Origin of the sequence: Accumulibacter sp. (assembly GCF_029255145.1) — a bacterium.
In the GTDB taxonomy this organism is placed as follows: Bacteria; Pseudomonadota; Gammaproteobacteria; order Burkholderiales; family Rhodocyclaceae; genus Accumulibacter.
Map to the genome: position 1 here is coordinate 14,350 of NZ_JAPUVQ010000044.1, position 22,037 is coordinate 36,386.

The 22,037-nt window shown below is 64.8% G+C and carries 18 protein-coding genes; 13 read left to right on the forward strand and 5 right to left on the reverse strand.

All coding sequences use genetic code 11. From position 1 onward, the window contains the following. Positions 1-11: 11 nt before the first annotated feature. Positions 12-1,025, forward strand: coding sequence for a zinc-dependent alcohol dehydrogenase family protein (locus Q1L50_RS04810; RefSeq protein WP_300336306.1), 1,014 nt, complete (start codon positions 12-14; stop codon positions 1,023-1,025). On the opposite strand, the gene Q1L50_RS04815 is transcribed toward Q1L50_RS04810, so the two are convergent. Together Q1L50_RS04815 and Q1L50_RS04820 are read right to left on the reverse strand one after the other, a co-directional pair. Next, on the reverse strand, positions 1,013-2,524 hold the full coding sequence (locus Q1L50_RS04815) for a DUF1302 family protein (protein WP_300336307.1): 1,512 nt from the start codon (positions 2,522-2,524) through the stop codon (positions 1,013-1,015). The genes Q1L50_RS04810 and Q1L50_RS04815 overlap by 13 nt on opposite strands. Further along, a complete protein-coding gene (locus tag Q1L50_RS04820) occupies positions 2,508-3,317 on the reverse strand; it encodes an ABC transporter ATP-binding protein (protein WP_300336308.1) in 810 nt (269 codons plus the stop codon). Before Q1L50_RS04820 ends, Q1L50_RS04815 begins: the two co-directional genes overlap by 17 nt. A gap of 54 nt (positions 3,318-3,371) precedes the next feature. On the opposite strand from Q1L50_RS04820, the gene Q1L50_RS04825 reads away from it, so the two are divergent. The 4 genes from Q1L50_RS04825 to Q1L50_RS04840 all read left to right on the forward strand — a co-directional run bounded on the left by Q1L50_RS04825 (position 3,372) and on the right by Q1L50_RS04840 (position 9,562). Continuing rightward, a complete protein-coding gene (locus tag Q1L50_RS04825; protein WP_300336364.1) occupies positions 3,372-4,172 on the forward strand; it encodes an outer membrane lipoprotein-sorting protein in 801 nt (266 codons plus the stop codon). A gap of 87 nt (positions 4,173-4,259) precedes the next feature. Beyond that, on the forward strand, positions 4,260-5,051 hold the full coding sequence (locus tag Q1L50_RS04830; protein WP_300336309.1) for a PEP-CTERM/exosortase system-associated acyltransferase: 792 nt from the start codon (positions 4,260-4,262) through the stop codon (positions 5,049-5,051). 78 nt (positions 5,052-5,129) lie between these two features. Then, positions 5,130-7,328, forward strand: a complete 2,199-nt coding sequence (locus tag Q1L50_RS04835; RefSeq protein WP_300336310.1) for an HDOD domain-containing protein — start codon at positions 5,130-5,132, stop codon at positions 7,326-7,328. A 38-nt stretch (positions 7,329-7,366) separates the two neighbouring features. After that, positions 7,367-9,562: an EAL domain-containing protein gene (locus Q1L50_RS04840; protein ID WP_300336311.1), complete on the forward strand. Its 2,196-nt coding sequence runs from the start codon at positions 7,367-7,369 to the stop codon at positions 9,560-9,562. 205 nt (positions 9,563-9,767) lie between these two features. Here Q1L50_RS04840 and Q1L50_RS04845 read toward each other — a convergent pair whose 3' ends face one another. Beyond that, positions 9,768-11,648: a sulfatase-like hydrolase/transferase gene (locus Q1L50_RS04845; protein WP_300336312.1), complete on the reverse strand. Its 1,881-nt coding sequence runs from the start codon at positions 11,646-11,648 to the stop codon at positions 9,768-9,770. A 352-nt stretch (positions 11,649-12,000) separates the two neighbouring features. Here Q1L50_RS04845 and sodC point away from each other — a divergent pair, with 352 nt between their 5' ends. Beyond that, complete coding sequence (sodC, locus tag Q1L50_RS04850; protein ID WP_300336313.1) at positions 12,001-12,522, forward strand: superoxide dismutase [Cu-Zn] SodC; 522 nt, start codon at positions 12,001-12,003, stop codon at positions 12,520-12,522. A gap of 359 nt (positions 12,523-12,881) precedes the next feature. Here the strand turns inward: sodC and Q1L50_RS04855 are convergent, their stop codons facing one another. Both Q1L50_RS04855 and Q1L50_RS04860 read right to left on the reverse strand, forming a co-directional pair. Then, positions 12,882-13,523, reverse strand: coding sequence for a TMEM165/GDT1 family protein (locus tag Q1L50_RS04855; protein ID WP_300336314.1), 642 nt, complete (start codon positions 13,521-13,523; stop codon positions 12,882-12,884). Between the two features lie 233 nt (positions 13,524-13,756). Further along, positions 13,757-14,302, reverse strand: coding sequence for a DUF4124 domain-containing protein (locus Q1L50_RS04860; protein WP_300336315.1), 546 nt, complete (start codon positions 14,300-14,302; stop codon positions 13,757-13,759). Between the two features lie 514 nt (positions 14,303-14,816). Here Q1L50_RS04860 and Q1L50_RS04865 point away from each other — a divergent pair. From Q1L50_RS04865 to Q1L50_RS04895, 7 genes are all read left to right on the forward strand, one after another. Further along, complete coding sequence (locus Q1L50_RS04865; RefSeq protein WP_300336316.1) at positions 14,817-16,646, forward strand: ABC transporter ATP-binding protein; 1,830 nt, start codon at positions 14,817-14,819, stop codon at positions 16,644-16,646. A gap of 18 nt (positions 16,647-16,664) precedes the next feature. Continuing rightward, on the forward strand, positions 16,665-17,735 hold the full coding sequence (locus tag Q1L50_RS04870; RefSeq protein WP_300336317.1) for a phospholipase D-like domain-containing protein: 1,071 nt from the start codon (positions 16,665-16,667) through the stop codon (positions 17,733-17,735). Positions 17,736-17,822: 87 nt separating this feature from the next. Continuing rightward, the gene (locus tag Q1L50_RS04875; RefSeq protein WP_300336318.1) at positions 17,823-18,326 is read left to right on the forward strand and encodes a DUF1269 domain-containing protein; all 504 of its coding nucleotides are present in this window, start codon (positions 17,823-17,825) and stop codon (positions 18,324-18,326) included. Between the two features lie 53 nt (positions 18,327-18,379). Further along, positions 18,380-18,511, forward strand: a complete 132-nt coding sequence (locus Q1L50_RS04880) for a CcoQ/FixQ family Cbb3-type cytochrome c oxidase assembly chaperone (protein ID WP_300336319.1) — start codon at positions 18,380-18,382, stop codon at positions 18,509-18,511. Positions 18,512-18,623: 112 nt separating this feature from the next. Then, positions 18,624-19,121 (forward strand): DUF1269 domain-containing protein, encoded by a 498-nt coding sequence (locus tag Q1L50_RS04885; RefSeq protein WP_300336320.1) that lies wholly within the window; start codon positions 18,624-18,626, stop codon positions 19,119-19,121. A 210-nt stretch (positions 19,122-19,331) separates the two neighbouring features. After that, a complete protein-coding gene (locus tag Q1L50_RS04890) occupies positions 19,332-21,302 on the forward strand; it encodes an ATP-binding protein (RefSeq protein WP_300336321.1) in 1,971 nt (656 codons plus the stop codon). Further along, positions 21,299-21,919 carry a response regulator gene (locus Q1L50_RS04895; protein ID WP_300336322.1) on the forward strand — a complete coding sequence of 207 codons (621 nt, stop codon included), beginning with the start codon at positions 21,299-21,301 and terminating at the stop codon, positions 21,917-21,919. Before Q1L50_RS04890 ends, Q1L50_RS04895 begins: the two co-directional genes overlap by 4 nt. Positions 21,920-22,037 lie beyond the last annotated feature (118 nt).

Here is a 22,037-nt window from a genome sequence, read left to right on the forward strand (position 1 = left end):
TGGAGAGATTGATGAAAGCGATGCTTCTGAGCACCCCGGGAACAAGGTTGCAGCTGGTCGAGGTGCCGCGACCGACGCCGGGCGCTGAACAGATCCTGATCGAGGTACGAGCCTGCGGCGTCTGCCGGACCGATCTGCACGTACTCGACGGCGACTTGCCGCGACCCCGCCTGCCGCTGGTCCTCGGCCACGAGATCGTCGGCGTCGTCGTCGAAAAAGGCGCCCTGGTGCGCGGCTTCGCTCTCGGCCAGCGCGTCGGCGTGCCCTGGCTGGGACGCACCTGCGGCCATTGCCGCTACTGCGCGGGCGGCGCCGAGAACCTGTGCGACACCGCGGAGTTTACCGGCTACACCCTCGATGGCGGTTACGCCGAGTTCGCGCTGGCCGATCAGCACTACTGCTTTTCGCTGCCGGACGAATACGCCGACGCCGAAGCGGCGCCGCTGCTCTGTGCCGGCTTGATCGGCTACCGCTCGCTGGTCGCCACCGCCAGCGCCCGGCGTCTGGGGATCTACGGTTTCGGTGCTGCCGCGCACATCATCGCGCAGGTCGCCCGCTGGCAAGGACGCGAGGTATTCGCCTTCACCAAGCCCGGCGACACCGACGGGCAGGATTTTGCACGGCAGCTCGGCGCAGCCTGGGCGGGCGGTGCCGACCAGGCGCCGCCGCAGCCGATGGACGCCGCGATTCTCTTCGCGCCGGCCGGCGAACTGGTACCGCAGGCGCTACGGCACACGGTCAAGGGCGGCACGGTGGTCTGCGCCGGCATCCACATGAGCAACATTCCGGAGTTCCCGTACGCGCTGCTCTGGGGAGAACGCAGCGTCCGGTCGGTCGCCAACCTGACCCGACGCGACGGCGAAGAGTTCTTCACCATCGCCGCCCGCGCCGGCGTCAGGACGACGGTCGAGACCTTCCCTCTGGAATCGGCGAACGAGGCACTGCAGCAACTGCGCATCGGGCAGGTCCGCGGTGCGGCGGTGCTGATCCCCGGCGGCGCTGCCGCCGCTGGTCAGAAACTGTAGCGCAGTTCTGAATAGACCCGGTCGCTGGCATCGTAGCGACCGAAGAATCCCAGCGGCGGACCGTTGAAGATGTCGACTCCAACCGCCAGACCCCAGTTTTTCTCGAAGTTCCAGTTGACCCGCGGCCGCAGCATCCAGTCGCTGCTGTCGTTGAAACTGGCGATCCACAGCGCCTGCAGCTCGACCTTGTCGCCCAGCTTGTGGTTCACCAGCAGGCTGTAGCCGGTCTCGTTGGTCGCCGGAATGATATCCGGGTCATGGTCGAAGAAATGGCTCTGGAAGATCTGGGTGTTGATCCGCGTATCGGCGAACTGGGTGAAGTCCAGACCGAGCACCCAGGTGAGGGTGTTCTGCGGCACCACCCCGTTCGGGTCGGTCAGGTTGGTGACCTGATACTGCAGGCCGCGCGTATAGACCGCCTCGCCCTTGAGGACCACCGACCCGAAGTCCTTGGCCATGGTGCTGCCGAACTGGGTGATCCGGTCGTGTCGTGCCTGATACACCGCCGTCGGCTGCGCACCGGTGACCAGCTGCCGGTAGAAGGTCGGCGCGACGCTCATGCTGCTGTAGGCAAAGGCCGCCACGTCCCAACCGTTGCTGAGGACCGACAAGCGCAGGCCGTAATTGGTGTTCTCCAGGCTGTTCGACGGAATCTGCTCGTTGCGGAACGAGGTCGCGAAACCGGGCGGTGGCGGCAAGGTGTACGCGTAGAACTGCCCTCCCGGCTTGCCGATGTTGTCGTAGCTGGCGACCGGGATCCAGACCAGTTCGGCGTGAAAGTCGTCCTTGAAGTACTCGGCCCTGGCGGCCCACTGCGGGATCCGCAGGATCTCGAATTCCGGCAGGACGAAATGCCGCATGTCCTTGGCGGAAACCACGTCGCCGAACAGCAGGCCGACCATTTCGCCCCAGATGATATGCTGCCGGCCGAGACGGAAATCCCAGTCACCGGCGCCGATGTCGAGATAGTTCTCGCGCAACATGAAGTTCAGGGTCTGGTTGTTGTTCACCGCCTGCGGGTAGAAATCGCTCAGCGGATAGACCGCGTCAAAGTCCACCCGCGCGCCCAGTTTCCATTTGATTCCGCCACTGAGGTCGCCCTGCGCGCCGAGGTCGGCGCGCATCATCGCCTCCGACCAGTGCGAGGGATTCGGCGTGGTGTAGGCCATCACGTTCTCGACGAAACCCCGGATCCGGGCCGGGCGCTCGGGCGACGATGCGATCAGTGGTATCGCCGCTGGTGCCGCCTGTGGGATCGCCAGCGGCGCCGACGGCGGCGGCAGCGGCTGGTCATCGCCGAACAGTGATTCCCGGGTCGTCGGCGGGGCCGGTGCGCTGGTCGGCGCGGCGGCTGGCTCGTCGTCGCCGAACAGGGCGTCCCTGCTCAGCGGCAGTTCGCTGTCGGCCTTGGCCGCCAGAGCCGACGCCGGCAAGGCCGCCAAGAGGAATGCGAGACACGTGGCGAGACGCGTGCAGGGCTGCTTACCTTTGTTCTGCATTGCTGTTTTCCCCGGCTGGATCAGACGCCCCGGCGGGCGCAGTGGTCGTTGGCTCGTTGCTGGTGACTTCCGTCGGGCGATGGCGAGCGAAAGACCATCTCGATTGCGCACGGACACCGAGCAAGGAGATCTCGCCATCCTCGACACGCACCAGACGGTCGGCCTTGGCAATCACCCGCTTGTCGTGGGTAGAGAAGATGAAGGTCGTTTTCAGGGCGCGGTTGATCTTCTTCATCAGGAGAAGGATTTCCTCGCCGGTCTTGTGATCCAGGTTGGCCGTCGGTTCGTCGGCCAGGACGATCGCCGGCCGGATCACCAGCGCCCTGGCGATCGCCACCCGCTGCCGCTGGCCACCACTCAACTGATTCGGGCGGTGCGTGGCGAATTTCGACAAGCCGACGATATCCAGGAAATAGGCCACGCGCTTCTGACGCTCGGCGCTTGACATGTCCTTGCGGTGCAGCAGAGGATATTCGACATTTTCGGCCGCGGACAACACGGGCAATAGATTGAAGGTCTGAAAAATGAAGCCGATCGTTCTGGCACGCAGGTCAGCAAGCTGGTCCGGCGTCCGACCGCTGACGTCGCGATCGTTGATGTAGATCTTGCCACTGGTCGGCGTGTCGATGCAGCCGATCAAGTTCAGCAGGGTGGTCTTGCCGCTGCCCGAAGGACCGGCAATCGCCAGGAAGACGCCCCGGTCAAACGCCAGCGTAATGTCCTTCAGGGCTTGGACTTTCTGGTCGCCGAGCAGATAATCCTTGCAAACGTGTTCGATGCGGACAACGCTCATACGGTGGCACTTCCTGCCAACCGTCTAGACGATCAGCACAGTGGGGTGAAAATTTTGGAAAGCATGACGATCCGCCATTCTGGTGTCAAGACTCGCCTGGTTCTCCTTGCTGCCTGCTTCTTCGCCGCCGCTGGTTCGGCGTCGGCGGCGGAGAGCGTCCAGGCAGATCCCGCGGACGACGATGCCCAAGCCCGGCTGATCGTCGAAAAAGCCGATCACGTCCGCTTTCCGGCCGAAGGCTTTCAGGTGGACGTAACCATCACCACCACCGGTAGCGACCAGGAAAGCGAGGTGCGCAAATACCGCGTGCTGGCCAAGGGCAACACCAACAGCGTGGTGATGGTCCTGGAACCGGCTTCCGAGCGTGGGCAGATTCTATTGATGAAAGGCCGCGACCTGTGGGTTTTCATGCCTGAGGTTTCACAACCCATTCGGCTCGCTCTCTCGCAACGGCTGACCGGGCAGGTGGCCAATGGCGACCTGGCGCGCGCCAACTTCGCCGCCGACTACAACCCGAAGCTGCTGCGCACCGAAAAAATCGCTGGCGACGACTACCAGGTGCTCGAACTGACTGCGGCCGACCGGGGCGTCACCTATCAGCGGGTACTTTACTGGGTCCGCGAAAAGGACTCCTGGCCCTACCGGGCCGAATTCTATTCGCTCTCCAATCGTCTGCTGAAAACCTGCCGGTACGAGAACTTCAAGACCATGGAAGGCAGAAAACGGCCGACGCGACTGGTCATGGAAAACGCGCTTCGCGGCGGCGAACAGTCGGTCATGGAATATGGCAGCATGCGGCTGCGCGATCTGCCCGACAAGGTGTTCACCAAGGACTATCTGAAGAAACTCGACTAGCCAGGGTGTTGAGGCCAATGCCCGCACCACTTCGTAGTACCATGCGCAGGCTATATCGGCAGCGAGCGATCAGCATAAGGGCGGCAGATGTTTCTTTCGAACTTGACAGAACTGACCATGAGCCAGGGTTACCGGCGGTTCTTCAAGGTCGTGCCGGCGCTGACCGATGAGTTGCGGGCGGAGAACTACCGCATCCGGCACGAGGTGTACTGCCGCGAACTGGGCTACGAGCCACTGCGTCCCGAAGGCCTCGAGGCCGACGATTACGACGAGCGCTCGGTGCACTGCCTGGTGCAGTCGGTTTCGAGCGGGCAGTTCGTCGGCTGCGCCCGCCTCGTGCTGGTCGATAGGGAAAACCCCGAGCAGTCATGCCTGCCTTTCGAGATCTCCTGCGCGGCGACACTTGACCGGTCGATCATCGATCCGATGGCCATCGACCGCAGCCAGATCGCCGAGATCTCGCGTCTGGCGGTGGTCGGCAGCTACCGCCGCCGGCAGGGCGAGCAGGGCCAGCCGATCTCGATTTCGGAACAGGACTTCGGGACCGCCAGCAGGCCGCGTCAGCCGTACCTCGCCCTCGCCGTCTATCTTTGCCTGATCTCTCTGGCCCGTCACTACGGGGTCAGCACGCTTTTTGTCCTGACCGAACCGCGACTGGCGGCCAACCTGTCGCGCCTGGGCGTTCACGTCGAACGGATCGGCGGCGAAATTGAGCATCGGGGTACGCGGGTGCCGTCGATGCTGTCGGTGGATGAAATCATCGGCGGCATGAACTTCGTCGTCCGGGCACTCTTCGAAGTCGTCTCACGAGAAGTCAGGGAAAGCCTCGAAACGGCCGGGCAGCGCGCTGTTCGCGCCAAGCATCACCCTCTCTTATAGCGGCGCACGCGGCCATGCACGCTCCTTTCGCTTCATTGACCGCTGCCAGAACGGCATTCGGCGCCTGTCACGACCGCAATGTATAGCCTGCCGGAGCCGATCCGCCACGCCATCGAGTCCGGGCGCGCGCCTTCGCCGCCACAGGTCCTGCTGCGACTGCTGCAACTGGTGGACGACGACTGTACGACGATGGCCAGGCTGGCCACGCTCGTCGAGCAGGACCCGGGCTTGTGCACCCGGGTCCTGACCGCGGCAAACTCGCCCGCCATTCGACGTGGCAAGCAATTGCGCAGCATCGAAGGCTGCCTGATCGCGCTCGGCACGCGCCTGGTTCGCTCGATCGCGACCTGCCTGTCGGTCCAGAGCCTTTTTGACGAACGGACGGCCACCCGAGCGGTCGATCTGTCGGCGTTCTGGACGCATTCCCTGCTGGTCGCCGAGCTGTCCCGCAGCCTGGCCACGTCCAGCGGCTATCCGCGTCCCGACGAGGCCTACCTGGCCGGCCTGCTGCACGACGTGGGCGAGCTCATTCTGATCTCGGCACTTGGCGATCCATATCTGCAGCTGCTGGCCGGGAGCGCCAGCGAAGCCGAACTCGCCGATCGGGAAACCGAACAGCTCGGCGTGCACCATGGTCAGATCGGCACCTGGCTGGCCGACCAGTGGCAGCTCGATTCGCCGTTTGCCGACGGCATCCTGTTCCACCATCTGCCGGCCGAGCAGATCGTCACCGCGGCGCAGCTGCCGCAAGTAGTCTGGCTGGCACACGCGGCAGCGTCTGGCGACGCGGTGCCAGACGACCTCGAACGACTCGCCGAGAAGCTGTTCGGCGACCGCAGCGGTAGTCCGCTGGCTGCCCTGCGCGACGCCGCCGAGCAACGCATGCGGGTCTTTGCCGACGCGATCGGCATCGCGCCGCTGGAATCGGCTCCCTCTGGCAGCCCGACGGGTCTGCCACGCGTTCTCGGCCTGCGTCGTGGCGCCGCCGAGACCGGCGCCGACGCCGCCGCCGGCCAGCTGGCCGCGATGATCGGCGACAAAGCCCTGCTGCAACCCTTGCAGGAAGATCTGTGCACACTCGAAAGCGATGCCGCGTTGCTGCTCTCGCTGCGTGAATCGGCGCGCATCCTGTTTGACCTGAACCATCTCGCCTTCCTGCTTGCTGATCCGCTCGACGGACGGCTGGCAGGCCAGGGGATTGCAGGGCAGGAACCGATTTTCGGGCAGGTCAGCATCGTCCTCGAGGAGCAGCGCAGCCTCGCCGCGGCCGCCGTGCTCAGTGGCGCGATCCGCTCGTCGTATGACCAGGCGCCAGCGCCCGCGAAATCACTGATGGACATCCAGTTTGCCAGAGCCTTGTCGAGCAGCGGCCTGCTGTGCATTCCGATGCCTGGCCGAAACCGGACCGTCGGGGTCATCGTTGCTGGCCTGACCGCCGGCCAGCACAGCCGCCTGACCCACCGCCTGCCCGGCCTGGCCAACTTTAGCCGGATTGCCGGCGTCACCGTGGAGAACTGGCGCGAGGCACAGGACGCGCGCAAACAGACCGAAGACAACGCCGCGGCACACTTCGCTCGCCAGGCCAGACGAACCGTCCACGAGGCGGGGAACCCGCTGACGATCATCAAGGGCTACCTGAAGATCCTCGACTCGAAGCTGCCGCAGGGCGCTGGCGTGCACCACGAACTGAGCATCCTGACCGACGAAATCGAGCGTGTCGCTAGTATCGTGCGCCGGATGAGCGAAGTCCCGGCCGCCCGCGACAATGACCAGGCGGTCGATGTCTGCGATCTGGTTCGCGAACTGCTGCTGCTCTATCGCGAGGCGCTTTTTGATTCCAGAGGAATCGTCATCGAGACCGCCCTGCCGGCCAGGCCGATCCACGTCGCCTGTGATCGTGACAGCATCAAGCAGATCCTCCTCAATCTGTGGAAGAACGCCTCCGAAGCGCTCTCCCGAGGCGAACGCTTCCAGCTCTCACTGACCGACGACGTCCTGCATCAGGGGCGCCGCTTCGCCGAGCTGAAAATCCGGGACAACGGCCCCGGCATGAGCGAACAGGCGATGGGCGCGCTGCATCGCGCCGCCGATGGCCAGCTGGGCGCTGCGCGTGGCGGGCGCGGCCTGGGCCTGTCGATCGTCGGCACCCTTGCGCACCGCCTGGAGATTGCCGTCACCTGCCGCAGCAAGCCAGGCCACGGGACAATGATCGCACTGCTCTTGCCAGCGCCGGACCGGACTGAGCGCCGGGGCGGCAGCGAAGCCAAACCAAACTGAAGGACGATCTCGTCGCCGAACACGAGTCAGGAGTACCGATGAAGGCCATAGCGAACGTCGAATTCTTGCCGCAGAGACTGGAGCCACCGGGCAGCGTCAGGATCCTGATCGTCGACGACGAGGAACGAATCAGGGCCGCCTACCGGCAGCTGCTCGCGGCCGACGGGCGCTGCATCGAGGAGTGTGGTACCGGCATCGAAGCCCTCCGCCGGCTGGAGAGCCGCGATGTCGACATCGTGATCCTTGATCTCAATCTGCCCGACATCGACGGGCTCGAAATCATGGAATGGATGGTGCACAAGCATGTCCCGACGGCCGTAATCGTCTTCAGTGGCGACGAATCGATCGACTCGGCGATCCGTGCCCTGCGTCACGGCGCGTTCGAGTTCATTCGCAAGAACGGCAATCCGCAGGAACTGATCGATACCGTCGACCGCGTCGAGCGCCGCCGCCGGATCGAACGTGAACACGCGCTGATGACCGTTCAGCTCGAGCACTCGGAACGCTTGCACCGCTTCCTGGTGGAGCAGTCGCCAGACATCATCTATACCCTCGACAGAAACGGCTGTTTCATTTTCGTCAACAGCCGGGTCGAAGCGCTGCTCGGATACTTGCCGGATGAACTGCTCGGCAAGCACTATTCGCTGATCGTTCATCCCGACGACCTGGAGCACGCGCGCTTCGCTTTCAATGAACGCCGGATCGGCGACCGGGCGAGCACCAACGTCGAAATCCGCCTGGAGACGAAGACCCAGGGGGTCCGGCATTTCGAGAACCGGACGATCGTCACCATCCTCAGCTCGCAAGGCCTTTACGCCGCCAATGAAGGGCCCGCGACGCAGCACTTCATTGGCACCTCGGGCGTCGCCCGCGACATCACCGACCGCAAGAAGGCCGAGGAGACCATCGCCTTCCAGGCTTTTCACGATCTCCTCACCGGGCTGCCCAACCGTATCCTGTTCAAGGATCGACTGGGGATTGCCCTGAGGCAGGCGAAAAGGAACGGCAAGCGGCTGGCCGTGATGTTCATCGACATCGATCGCTTCAAGCTGGTCAATGACACCTACGGTCATCACGAAGGTGACGAACTGCTCAAAGGCTTCGCCGAGCGGACCCGTGCCTGCCTGCGCTCCGGCGACACGCTGGCTCGCCAGGGTGGCGACGAGTTCACCGTCCTGCTGCCCGACCTGAGCAGCGGTGACGATGCGGCCACCATCGCCGCCAAGATGCTCGGCGAGCTCAAGCAGCCGTTCAGGATCGCCGGACTCGATTTCTATACCACCGCCAGTGTCGGCATTTCGCTTTTCCCGGACGATGGCGACAGCCCGGAAATTCTCCTGCGCAACGCGGATATTGCGATGTACCAGATCAAGGGACGCGGCAAGAACGGCTATCTCCAATTCCATCCGGAGATGAACAACGGCCACAGCATGCGCATCACGCTCGAGAGCGATCTGCGCCTGGCGCTGGAAAGCGGCGACCAGTTCGAGCTCTACTATCAGCCGCAGATCAACCATCGGCAGGGACTGACGGTCGGGATGGAAGCGCTGGTCCGCTGGCACCACCCCCGGCACGGGCTGCTGGCGCCCGACGCCTTCGTCCCGCTCGCCGAAGAAACCGGAATGATCGTCGACCTCGGCGACTGGGTACTGCAACGGGCCCTCAGCCAGCTGGCAGAGTGGCGCAGCAAGGGCTTTACCAGCCTGCAACTGGCGATCAACCTCTCGCCAAAGGAGTTCGACCGCGCCGGACTGCCCGAACGACTGCTGCAGCTGATCGACTCGCATGCCCTCCCGGCCGATGCGATCGACATCGAGATTACCGAGAACCTGCTGATGAAAGATGCTGAAAAGAACATCGACATGGTCAGGCAACTGCGAAACGGCGGCCTGCGCGTGTCGATCGACGACTTTGGCACCCGCTACTCGTCGCTCAACTATCTGCGTCGTTTCCCGATCAACAGCATCAAGATCGACCAGTCATTCGTTCGCGACCTGAACCCGCACCACGACAGCTCGAACGCAATCATCCACGCCATTGCGTGCATCGCCCGCAGCTTCGGCCTGCGGGTTCTGGCCGAGGGCGTGGAGACCGAAGCGCAGCGGCAAATGCTCAGCGGCATGGCCTGTGACGACATGCAGGGCTTCCTGTTCAGCCGACCGCTGCCGGCCGCCGAATTCGAGGCTTTCCTGACCACCAGCGCCTTCCCCTGCCGCCCGCATTCGCCCGTCTGAGCGAACGCAGGATAGTCGCGCCGGGACTTTGCCGCGCACGGAAACGACTGGGCCACAGCTGGGAAAGCGAAGGATGCGCGCCATCAGCCGGGCTGGGCGGTGCCGTGGAAAGCAGCGAAATCACCACACCGGCACGCACCAGGCAAATGGCGAACCTGCCAGCAAGGGCGGATCGGAAAACGCTCCGCTCTGATCGCTGAACGTCCTACTGAACGAACCGGCGATTCTCCGTGACAACCCGATCGAGCACGGACTTGCTGGCGTCGACGACCTCCTGCCGCTCGTTCCTGGGCAGTCTCTTGTCCAGCGCATCGTAAACGTCGTACCGGAAGAACTCGCTGCCCGTGAAGGGGAAGACGAGCTTGCTGTCGCCGTTCTTGATTCCCAGATAGTTGTAGTTGCCGAGGACCAGGAAATCCTCGCTCTGGAAAAGATCCCCGGCCAGGGTATAGGCGTCCGCCGGAGTGGACGTGCCCAGATAGGTCATCAGCGTTTTCGGAATCTGCAGGTGCGAGGTCACGTGGTCGAAGGACTGCGCCCGGTAGCCGGGGATGCTCAGCACCAGCGGGACGCGAATCTGCTGTTCGGGGAAATAGTTGCCGTGTCCGTGCCCCCAATGACCGTTTTCCATGAACTCTTCGCCGTGGTCGCCGGTGAACAGGACGATGGTGCTGTCGAGCATGTGGTGCTCCTCGAGGTAGTCGAGGATCCGCCCGACCTGCCGGTCCACATGATGAGCGGCGTTGACGTAACGCCGGTGGATCGCGTCGGCGTCTTTCATCAGATCGAGTTTCGCGTAGTTCATCACCTGCTGATAGCCGGGCCGAATGACCGCCGACTCCGGAAAGGTGTACGGGGCGTGCGTCGACTCGAAGAACATGAACATGAATCGCGGCTTGCCGGCCTCGAAATGCGCCAGTTCGGCGAGCATGTGGTCGACGTTCTGCTGATCGCAGCGCCACGGCTCGCCCTCGTTCAGCGCCTGCATCAGGGTGCCTTCGGGCATCTCGGCAAATACGGTGTCGTTCAGTTCGGGATAGGTGAAGCTCTGGCTGGTGCGCAGCGAAAACTGGTAGCCCTTGTCGATCAGCAGGTCCATCAGCACCGGCCGCACGCGCTGCGTCTGAAACGCGTACCAATACGGCGCGTGCAGTCCGTAGAACATTGAGAACATCCCCATGCGCGTGCGGTTGCCGCCGCTATAGTGACGCTTGAAGCTCATCGCCTTGTTGGCGAAGGCCCACAGATTCGGCGTGACCTCGGCGCTGAACAGGTCCCAACGAAACGATTCAGCGGTCAGCCAGATAATGTTCGGGTACTTTTCCAGCGGCCTGGTGGTGATCGCCTGCAGCGGGTAGTTGACTTTTCCCTTGGCAAGGGAGAGAGCGTTGCTTTTTTCTGCCTGCACCACGCCCAGTCGGCGCAGCAGGCCAGTGGCGCTGGTATTCACATGAAAGGGCAGCACCGATGCCGCCTGCAGGTATTCCTCCTGGCCGGTGTAGGAGCTGAAGGCATAGACACCCTGGACCACGCCCAGAGACGTCAGCAGCAGGCCGACTACCGCCAGCCCCCTTCGCCGGGACACATGCCCCTGCCGCGATCGGGCCGCGAACCGGTGGATAACCCTCAGCATGGCCGCCAGCAGGATTGCCGCCAGCACGACCACGCCGGCGACGGTGTACGTCGTCTCATCGGTTGCACCAAGCGCCGCCAGGCCACCCGGCGTGGTCAGCAGGTTCCAGACGAAGGCGTTGAAGTGGTATTCGTACAGCTTGAACAACTGCAAGTCGGTGTACCCCACCAGCACGACGATCAGGCTGACCAGCCAGACGCCCCCGTAGACCAGCGCCAGCTTCCATCTGGGCACCTCGTCGCCGCGGGGACGAACGAAGAGTTCCAGCAATTCGCCGATCACGATCACCGGCGACACGAACATCGTCGCATAGCCCAGCACGGAGAGCGTCGCGAACAGGTAGACGCTCGCCTGAGACGCCTCGATGTATGGCCAGAACTGCACCAGGAGCAGGCACAGCAGGCTGAACAGCACCACGTAGTAGTACCGCAGAGCGCGTTGAATGGGTGTCACCAGCTTACCTCTGCCGAATGCGAAATTCTCAAGTATAGGGGAGGAACCTTAAGTGGTAATCAAGTCCGGCGCACAACGCGAGGCGCCTGGTCGGCGTCGCTCTCGGGGGGAGGGACGCACGGTGATCTGCCGTGGCGCCGACTGCCGGCGCCGTCCACACGGCCCGAGGCGGCCTTGCCCTGGCCTTCGCCTAGTGGTTATCATGGACTGACGCTGAATCCCTGTCGGCGCCGCGGCAGACCCTCGACCCCCTGACGCCAGGCCAATTCCGGACCGGCATCCGTCGTCGGTCAACAAGGCTGACAACCGTTGGCCGCCGCCCTGCCACCCCGTTCCTCCCAAGGAGTGACCCATGAAACGTTCGATCACCGCTGTAGTCTGCATCGTGTTCCCTGCTCTGGCGTGCGCCGCAGAGACGACCGTCACCTTGAACCTGGCTGACGCCAAGGGCGTTGGCGCGGCCGTGGGAACGGTGCGGATCCTTGAAACGCCGTATGGCCTCGCTTTCTATCCGAATCTCAAGGCCCTGGCGCCTGGCCTGCACGGCTTTCATGTGCACCAGAATCCGTCGTGTGCCCCGGCTGAAAAAGACGGGGCGTCGGTCGCGGCGCTGGCGGCCGGTGGCCATCTGGATCCGCAGGAGACCAAGCGGCACGGTGAACCGTGGGGGGACGGGCATCTCGGCGACCTGCCGGGGCTCTACGTTGCCGCCGACGGCAGCGCCACCAGCCCGGTACTGGCGCCAAGGTTGAAGCTTTCAGACGTGGCCAACCGTTCGCTGATGGTACACGCCGGCGGCGACAATCACTCGGACCACCCGGCTGCGCTCGGCGGCGGCGGTGCCCGGGTGGCGTGCGGGGTAATCGGCGGCTAGCGGCCTGCGGGACTTCCCCCGCGCCTTGATCCGCAGATGAACAGTCATGACGCGTCGAGCAGCCGGATCATGGCATGTCCAGCCTCATCGCCGCTGACCGCAAGACCGACTATCTGCCGCCGTGGTCAAGTGGCTGAACCACTACCATCTGGCAGGATTAAGGCCGGTGGCGGCTTTCAACAATCGTACAACGTCCGGGCGGGAGTGCTCGGCGCCGTGGAATGTGCGATCTCCGTCGCTCGCGACCAGCGCCATCCGGCCTGGCGTGACCGCCACCGCCACCCGGCGCCATGGCCCGACGGTGCCACTCCAGTGCCGACCATGGCTCATCGCCTGAACACCCAGGAAGGACGAGGGCCCTACACCCCGCTGTACGCGGCGTAGGCCTGCCACGCGGCGACCAGCGCCAGGAGCAGGAAGAAGGCGCCACTGAGCCGATGCAGCAGCACCAGCGGGATCCGCTGCAGGATGGTGCGACCAGCCAGAATCCCCAGCGCGGAGGTGGCCGCCAGCGCTACCGTCGCCCCGAGCCAGACCGCCGCTGGCGCGTGCGTGCTGCTCAAGGCTACGACCGCGAGCTGCGTCTTGTCGCCGAATTCGGCGACAGTCAACAAGGCGAAGGTGGTGAAAAAGATGCCGTGCCCACTTTTCTCGACAAGCTCTTCATCGTCGCCGTCATCGGTGGTACGCAAGGCATGGACGCCAAATGTCGCAAACAGGATGGCGACGATCGTGCCGACCACGTAGGCCGGCAACCAACTGGCGATCGCCACGCCGAAGACCACGGCCAGGGTGTTGAGCACGGCAAAGGCGGCCAGCGCGCCAAGCATCACCGGCATCGGCCGATGCCGGGACGCCAGCGTCATGCACACCAACTGGCTCTTGTCGCCGATTTCGGCGGCAGCGATCAAGGCAAAGCTGGTCGCGGCCGTCGCCGACCATTCAAACACATCGCCGGCGCCCAGCAGCGTGGTGACGGGCTGTAGAAAGCTCTCTTCCATCCAGGTCTCCGAAAACCTCCCTGGAGGGCGCCAGCAGCCATGGCCACCAGGCACGCCCCCCCGGCGAGGTACGCGAGTATAGCCCCTCAGCCAAACCCCTTGGGCATATTGAAGTCGCCGCAGTCGCCACTTCAGCGCCGCTCGCCGGAGAAAGGTGGTACGGGGCCGGGCGAGGCGGGCGGGTCCGAGCCTGCGTCCGCCTCAGGCCTGGCCTCGGCCAGCAGGCCTGCGCATCATTCTCGCCGTGCCGGCGTCAGTTGGCTCGCGCGATGGACATAGAAGCGTACCGGCGCAGAGGTAATCAGCACCTTGCCGGAGAGGGCGATCACCGAGACCTGCAGTTGATGCTCGACGCTGTCAACCGCCGCCAACTGCCATTCCGCGGCGCTGACGTCGAACTGCAGCGTGCTGCGCGTGGTCGGTAGCGCCGTCTTGTCGAGGCTGACGACGAGAACATCGCCCTGAGCCGCCCGCAGCGCCGGGGTGATGCTTACCCGGACAGGGATCTGGCCGGTATTCGAGTGTACGGTCCCGCCACTTTCCGGCTCGCTGATGCTCAGCGCCTGGTAGGGTACGGCAACCGCTGCCGCCGCTGGCTGAACGGTCGCCGCGGGCAGCGGGCTGGACGCGTCGATCGGCGGCAGCACCATCTCGCGCGACCCTTCGCTCGGCAGGTCCGAGAAGACCGGGCCATCGTCGTCACGGGTTTCGTACACTGGCTGCGCCGCGGTGGTCGCCGAAAAGAGCAACGCCAGGAGAAAGCAATGAATGGTTTTCATGTCCGTCGTCCGGTTGGGTTGTGGCGTAGGGCCAAAAGGAATATAGCATGCACGTTCGTCCAGTGAGCCGGGTCGCCGGGGCGGGCGCCGCGCGGCTTCGATGATCTCTGCCGGTCCGTTGCCTGGCCTGATCGCGGAAGCGGAAGGAGCACCCGCCCTGTCCTCGCGCAACGCGCAGAGGCCGTCAGGATCCGGAGGGCGGAATCGACGGTTTGGCGCCGCTCCAGCACGCCAATGGTCCAGCGACGAGGCGGACAAGGCCGCTGAAGGAGGTCGCGATTTCGATGTGCTTGCATGCCATTGACCGCTTGCCGGTCGCGGAGATATAGTCGCGCCTGAAAAATTCGCTGGTGATTCCGGCCGCTCGTCCGATCGATCAGCGGGAATGTCTCCCCAGAATGAAGAACCAGGCCCCGGATGAAGTCGCTTACCGTGCTGGCTGCGTCGCCGTCGGCGGCCGGCCGGTCGTCGGCAAGGCTGGCGACACGACTGACCCGCACCCAGGAGCAAAGCAATGACGACCCAGCCTGCCGCCACGGACGCCCCTGTCACGTCGAGCAAGATGCGCCTGGTGAGGGACTTGCTGGAGCCCTACCACCGCTGGCTGGTAGTCATCCTGGTGGCGATGGTGGTCGAGACGGCGATGTCGCTGGCCGCGCCGTGGCCGCTCAAGATCATCCTCGACAACGTCGTCGGCGATCACAAGCCACCGCGTTGGCTGGATGCGATGCGTTTCATCGACCTTGGCGGCGACAAGATGGAACTGGCTGCCGTGGCGGGCGCTGGCGTTCTGCTGATCGCCGTGCTCGGCGCCATTGCCAGCTATATCGACAACTACTACACCGAGAGCGTCAGCCAGTGGGTCGCCCACGACCTGCGAATGCGCGTGTACGACCATCTGCAGCGCCTGTCGCTGGGCTATTACGACACTCACCAGACTGGCTCCATCCTGTCCACGCTGACCGCCGACGTGAAGACCATCCAGGGCTTCGCGTCGTCCGGCACCCTGAGCATCCTGGTCGACCTGCTCACGATCTTCGGGATGCTGGGCATCATGCTCTGGCTCGACTGGGATTTCGCACTGATCGCCATCGGCGTAACGCCCTTCCTGCTGATGTTCGTGGCGCGTTTCAACCGGGCGGTCAAGGCGGCCACCCGCGAAGTGCGCCGCTACCAGAGCGACATCGTCGCCTCGGTACAGCAGGGTCTGGAATCGGTGCGCATTGTCAAGGCGTTCGGCCGCCAGGAACTCGAGGCGAACCACCTCGCCGAGGCGAGCCACGCGACCGTCGACGCGGCGCTGCAGGCGCGGCGGGTCAAGTCGCTGCTCTCGCCGGCGGTGTCGATCTCCGTCGCCATTTGCACCGGCTACGTCCTGTGGCGCGGCACCGGCCTGGTGCTGGCCGACCTGATGACCGTTGGTTCGCTGACCGTTTTCCTCACCTACCTGGGCAAGTTCTTCAAGCCGGTGCAGGATCTGGCCAAGATGAGCAACACCATCGCCCAGACAGCAGTCGGCATCGAGCGCATCCAGCTGATTCTCGATACCGACGACTCGCTGCCGGAGAAGGATGACGCGCTGGATCCGGGAACGCTGCGCGGCGAGATCGTCTTCGACCACGTGGCCTTTGCCTATAACGCCGAGGCCAAGGTGCTCAGCGATGTCGTCTGCAGGATCGCTCCGGGTCAGTTGGTCGGCGTCGTCGGCCCGACCGGTGGCGGCAAGTCGACGGTAGTCAGCATGATCCCGCGCTTCTATGACCCGACCGCCGGAACGGTGCGCATCGACGGGGTAGACGTGCGCGACTACGACCTGCAGGCGCTGCGCCGGCAGATCGGCTTCGTCCTCCAGGACACCGCGCTGTTCCATGGCACGATCCGCGAGAACATCGCCTACGGACGGCCCGGCGCAACCGACGAGGAAGTCGTCGAGGCGGCGCGACTGGCCAACGCCGACGAATTCATCTCGCGCATGGCGCACGGCTACGACACCATGGTCGGCGAGCGCGGCATGACCCTCTCCGGCGGCCAGCGCCAGCGCATCGGAATTGCCCGCGCGGTCATCCGCAACGCGCCGATCCTGATCCTCGACGAACCGACCGCGGCGCTTGATACCGAGTCCGAGAAGCTGGTGATCGACGCCCTCGAGAAGCTGATGAAGGGGCGCACCGTGCTGACCATCGCCCACCGCCTGTCGACCATCCGCCACGCCGACACGATCATCGTCCTCAAGGGCGGCGTCGTCGCCGAGCAGGGCAACCATAGCGAGCTGCTGGCTCTGGGCGGCATCTATGCCGACCTGTACCGGGCTCAGGTCCAACCCGCGCCGTCCGCCGACGCCTAGTTTCCGGAGTCCATAGCCATGCACCGCTCGCTGATCGTCCTCCCCGACGACACCTCCCAACCGATCGTCGACGCCATCGCCGCGGCCAGGCAGTCGCTACGGATCAAGATCTTCCTGTTCTCGGACCCGACTCTGCTGGCGGCGGTGATCGACGCGCAGCGCCGCGGCGTCCAGGTGCGGGTGATGCTCAACCCTGCCCGGCGCAGCGGCGAGGTCGAGAACGGCGCGACCCGCGAAGCGCTGCAGGCGGCCGGCGTCGAAGTCGCCGACAGCAACCCCGCCTTCGACATCACGCACGAGAAGTCGATGGTGGTGGATGGCGAGACGGCGCTGGTGCAATCGCTCAACTGGGACACCGAGAACCTCACCGAAACCCGTGACTACGGTGTCTTCACCTCGCACCGGCACGAGGTGGACGAGATCGTCCAGTGCTTCGACGCCGACTGGAACCGCGAGCATTTCGATCCCGGCGAGGACTCGCACCTGGTGTGGTGCAACATCAACGGGCGCAACCGGGTGGCGCGGTTCATCGACGCGGCGCAGGAAACACTGTTCCTGCAGAACGAACGCTATCAGGACGAAGTGATCATCGAGCGCCTGGTGCGCGCCACCTGCCGCGGCGTTCAGCTGCGCGTGCTGGCGCGCCCGGCGCACACGCTCAAGGCCGGCAAGCTCGTCGAGGGGATCGAGGGGCTGCGCATCCTGCAGGATCTCGGCGCCAAGGTGCACAAGCTGCACGGACTCAAGCTGCACGCCAAGATGATGCTCGCCGACGGCAAGCGCGCGATCATCGGGTCGATCAACCTCGCCCCCGGCAGCTTCGACAGCCGGCGGGAACTGGCCATCGAGGTCAACGACGAGGCGGTCGTCAAGCGCGTGCAGCAGGTGGCGCATCACGACTGGGGCAACTCGCGTCCGCTCGACCTCTCCGACGAAGGACTGCTCGCCGACCTCAAGGAGAGCGAAGCCGACGTTGCCGAGATGCTGGCGCTGAACGATGACAACGGCAAGGACAATCACGGGCATAATGGCAAGCATGACGGTGGTGACCACAATGGCCATCACGGCGGCCACCACGGCGGACACTGAAGAGACGCAGCCAGGCGATGCCGACCCGCCACAACCCAGGCGGCGCATACGCTCCGCGCAATACCCACCCCCGAAGGAGAATGTTTCATGAGCAACCTGGTAGTAATCGCCTACGACGACCAGTTCAAAGCCGAGGAAGTCCGCACCATGCTGCGCAAGATGCAGCAGGAATACCTCATCGATCTCGAAGACGCCGTGGTCGCCGTCAAGGATGACAATGGCAAGATCAGACTGCATCAGATGTACAAGCTGGCGGCGGCCGGCGCCTTGAGCGGCGGCTTCTGGGGCGCCCTGATCGGCCTGATCTTCATGAGCCCACTGCTCGGCATGGCTATCGGCGCCAGCACCGGTGCGATCGGCGGCGCCTTGACCGACGTCGGCATCAACGACGACTTCATGAAGGAACTCGCCGCGTCTTTCAAGAACGGCAGCTCGGCCCTCTTCGTACTGGTACGCAAGGCGACACCCGACAAGGTGCTGGCCGAACTGCAGGGTACCGGCGGCAAGGTCATCAAGACTTCGCTCACCCACGAAGAAGAAGAGAAACTGCAGGCCGTGCTCAGCACCGCCAAGGCGCCTGCCGCGGACTGAAACCTGCTTCTGCGGGGGCGCTCCCCTGCGGTCGCGCAACGAGGTGAATGCGCATGGATCCGAGCGTCTACCATTGGCTGCTGATCGCCGCCTTCGCCGGCATCGTGATCCGGGTGTTCGGCCGCAAGCGGAAAGCGCGCTTCGATGACGATGCCCGAATTCCTTTCGAAGAAGGGAAGGACTGAGGCAGGAGCGCGCTGGCTGTGGCACCGCGATCCGGGCGGAGCAAGCGCTCCGTCTACGATGACGAAGCGCATGATTCAACCGTATGACCCAACCAAATCAGGAGAACGTTTCATGAGCAAGCTGGTGGTAATTGCCTACGATGATCAATTCAGGGCGGAAGAAGTACGCACCACGCTGCGCAAGCTGCAGCAGAGCCATCTGATCGACCTCGAGGAGGCGCTCGTCGCGGTTAGGGACGAAGCAGGCGAGGTGACACTGCTGCAGATGTACAAGCCGGCCGCTGCCGCTGAGCTCCGCAGGGGATTCTGGAACACGCTGGTCGGTGCGATCGTGATGAACCCGGTTCTTGGCATGGCGACCGACGCGCGCGGCGGAGCGATCAGAGGCGCGCTGGCAGGCGCTGGCGTCGACGACGAGTTCCTGAAGGATCTCGCGGGGACTTTCCAGAACGGTAGCTCGGTGCTCTTCGTGCTGGTCCGCCAGGCAACGCCCGACAAGGTGCTCGCCGCGCTGCAGGGAACCGGTGGCAAGATCATTGAGACCTCCCTGTCGCATGAAGATGAGGCAACGCTGCAAGCCGCACTCGACGCCGCACCGCCTGTTAGCTGAGAGCCGGCAGCCGGGCTGGGTCGGTACGCGGGCAGCGGGGTGAACAGGGAGGCCTCGCGAAGCGGCCGCATTAGCCGGGTGGCTATACGCGTCGCCGCTCCTGCGCTTGGTGCCGATGGCACAGGGCTGACGCCACTGCCTGCGCTTCAGACGCTCATCACCGCCACCCGCCGCCGCTGATTGCCGAGTCGCCAATACTGCTTGAAGCCAATGACCGACGCGCCCATGGCTCTGGTCTGCGCGCACGTCAGGGCGACGGGTATTACCGCCTCCTACGCCCGCCGACCAGCCACTTCGCCAGGGCGATTCGTCCACGCCAGGATCGCCGCTTTTCTGCTGGCCACGTTCCTGGCCGTTCTCGCGCCGCCGCTACTGGCCGACGCGCCGTCGCGCAATGTCCTCGTGATCTATGCAAACGGCAGACTGCTGCCAGCAAATTTCGAGGCCGATGGCGGGCTCCGCGAGACGATTCGAACGTCGTCGGGGAGGCCGGTAAGCATCTTCGACGAGTTTCTCGACGCACCCAACTTCGGCGGCGACGCTTACGCGGAGATCATCGCCAACTACCTGCGCGAGAAGTACGCGTCTCGGCCACCCGACGTCGTAGTCGCGGCCGGGGCCGAAGCGCTGTCGTTCCTGCTGCACCATCGGAGCACGCTTTTTCCGGGAGTTCCGCTGGTTCACCTGGCGATTCCCGTAGCCTTGCTGCGAAGCATGCAACTGCCGCGCGACGTCGTCGGCGTCCCCGTCGAGTACGATTTTTCGCTGACCGTCGAGCAGGCGCTGCGCTGGCATCCGCAGGCCAGGCGTCTGGTGCTGATCACCGGCGCTTCAGCATGGGACCGCGAATGGGAAGCGCGCCTGCGGCGCGAGGCAACGCGTTTCAGCGGGCGCGTGACGGTCGAGTTCCTCGCCGGCCTGCCGACCGACGCCGTACAGCGACGGCTGCAGGAGTTGGCAGGCGACGCAGTGGTGTTCACGCCGGGTTATTTTGTCGATGGGGACGGCCACCATGGCACGCCGCGCCAGTCTGTCGAGACCATCGCCGCGGCGGCCGCGGTGCCGGTCTATGGGCCTTTCAGCTCCTTCATCGGCAGCGGTGTCGTCGGCGGTTACCTGCACACGTTCAACGACATGGGGCGGCAGGCCGGGGCCATCGTCAAGGCGCTGCTGGCCGGCAGTGCGCCCGCTTCGCTGCGGCTGCCAGCGCTGATGCCCAACAGCTTGCAGGTCGACTGGCGACAACTGCGCCGCTGGGGGATCAACGCCGATGCCGTGCCGGACGACGCGGTCATCGATTTCCGCCAGCCGTCGCTGCTCGAGCGCTACCGCGCCGAGACGATCGCGGCGATCGTCGCGCTGCTGCTGCAAGCCGGACTGATTGCCAGCCTGCTCTTCGAACGGCGCCGCCGCCGACGCGCCGAAGCCGCCGTGCATCTGCAGCGCCACGAATTGGCGCACGCCTCGCGGCTGGCGATCGCCGGCGAATTGACCGGCGCCATTGCCCACGAGATCAACCAGCCGCTGGCGGCGATCCTGAGCAACGCCGACGCCGCCGACCTGATGCTCGAATCCGGTGGCGATCGGAGCAACGAACTGCGCCAGATTCTCACCGATATCCGCCGTGACGACCTGCGGGCGAGCGCGATCATCCAGCGACTGCGGGCGCTGCTCAGCCGGCACCAGGTCGAGCGGCAAGCCTTCGAGCTCAACGCGGTGCTGGATGACGTCGCCTCGCTCCTGCGTGGCGAAGCTCGCCGGCGGCAGTTGCGAATCGCCTTCAAACACGCCACGAAGCCGGTGATGGTCGCCGGCGACCGTATCCAGATCGAGCAGGTGCTGATCAATCTGATCCTCAATGCCATGGACGCGGTGGTCGGCATTGCCGACGACCGCCGCACGACGGTCGTCGTCGCAGTCGAGCAAATTGCCGACGGCATGGTCGCGATCAGTGTCCGCGACCGTGGCCCTGGTATCGCAGTGGAACATTTGCCGAAAATCTTCGATTCGTTCTTCAGTACCAAACGCGACGGCATGGGACTCGGACTGTCGATTGCCCGGACGATCGTCGACGCGCATGCGGGCCGCATCGTGGCCGAGAACGCCGCCGGCGGCGGGGCGCTTCTCCAGGTCGAATTGCCGACCGCCCGGCTGCAACTGCTGACGGCGGCGCCGGCATGAACGGCGGGCCGCTGATCCATGTCGTCGACGACGACCAATCGCTGCGCACCGCGCTGCTGCGGCTGCTCGCTGCGGCCGGCTTCGAGGCACGCGGCTACGCGTCCAGCGGTGACTTGCTGCTGCAGCCGCTGCCCGAGCGCCCGGGCTGCCTGCTCCTCGACGTGCGCATGCCGGGCCCCTCGGGCCTCGAGCTGCAGGCCGCTCTGCAGCATCAGGGTTGTGCCCTGCCGGTAATATTCCTGACTGGCTACGCCGACGTGAGCTCCAGCGTACGAGCGCTGAAGGCCGGCGCCGTCGATTTTCTGAGCAAGCCGGTCGAGCGCAAGGCGCTACTCGAGGCGCTGCAACGGGCACTCGAACGCGACGCCCGGCAGCGCCGGGCACGCGACGAAGCGGCACAACTGCGCGCCCGTTTTGCGACGCTCAGCGACCGCGAGCGCGCGGTTTTTGACGGCGTCGTCACGGGTCAACTCAACAAGCAGATAGCCGACGAACTGGCGATTGGCGAGCGAACGGTCAAGTTGCTACGATCGCAGCTGATGGCCAAGCTCGGAGCCGGTTCGGCGGCCGAGCTTGGCCGCCTGGCCGAGCGATTGCGGCAATTGTCCGACGCTTAGTACTTGGTGCGCGGTTCGCCCGAGCTGCCGCAGAGCCGGCGAAGACCTGCCCTTTCGGGCAGGAAGTATTGCCCACTCGTACCATGGTCGGCATCAGCCGTCTATGGGATGATTGCGA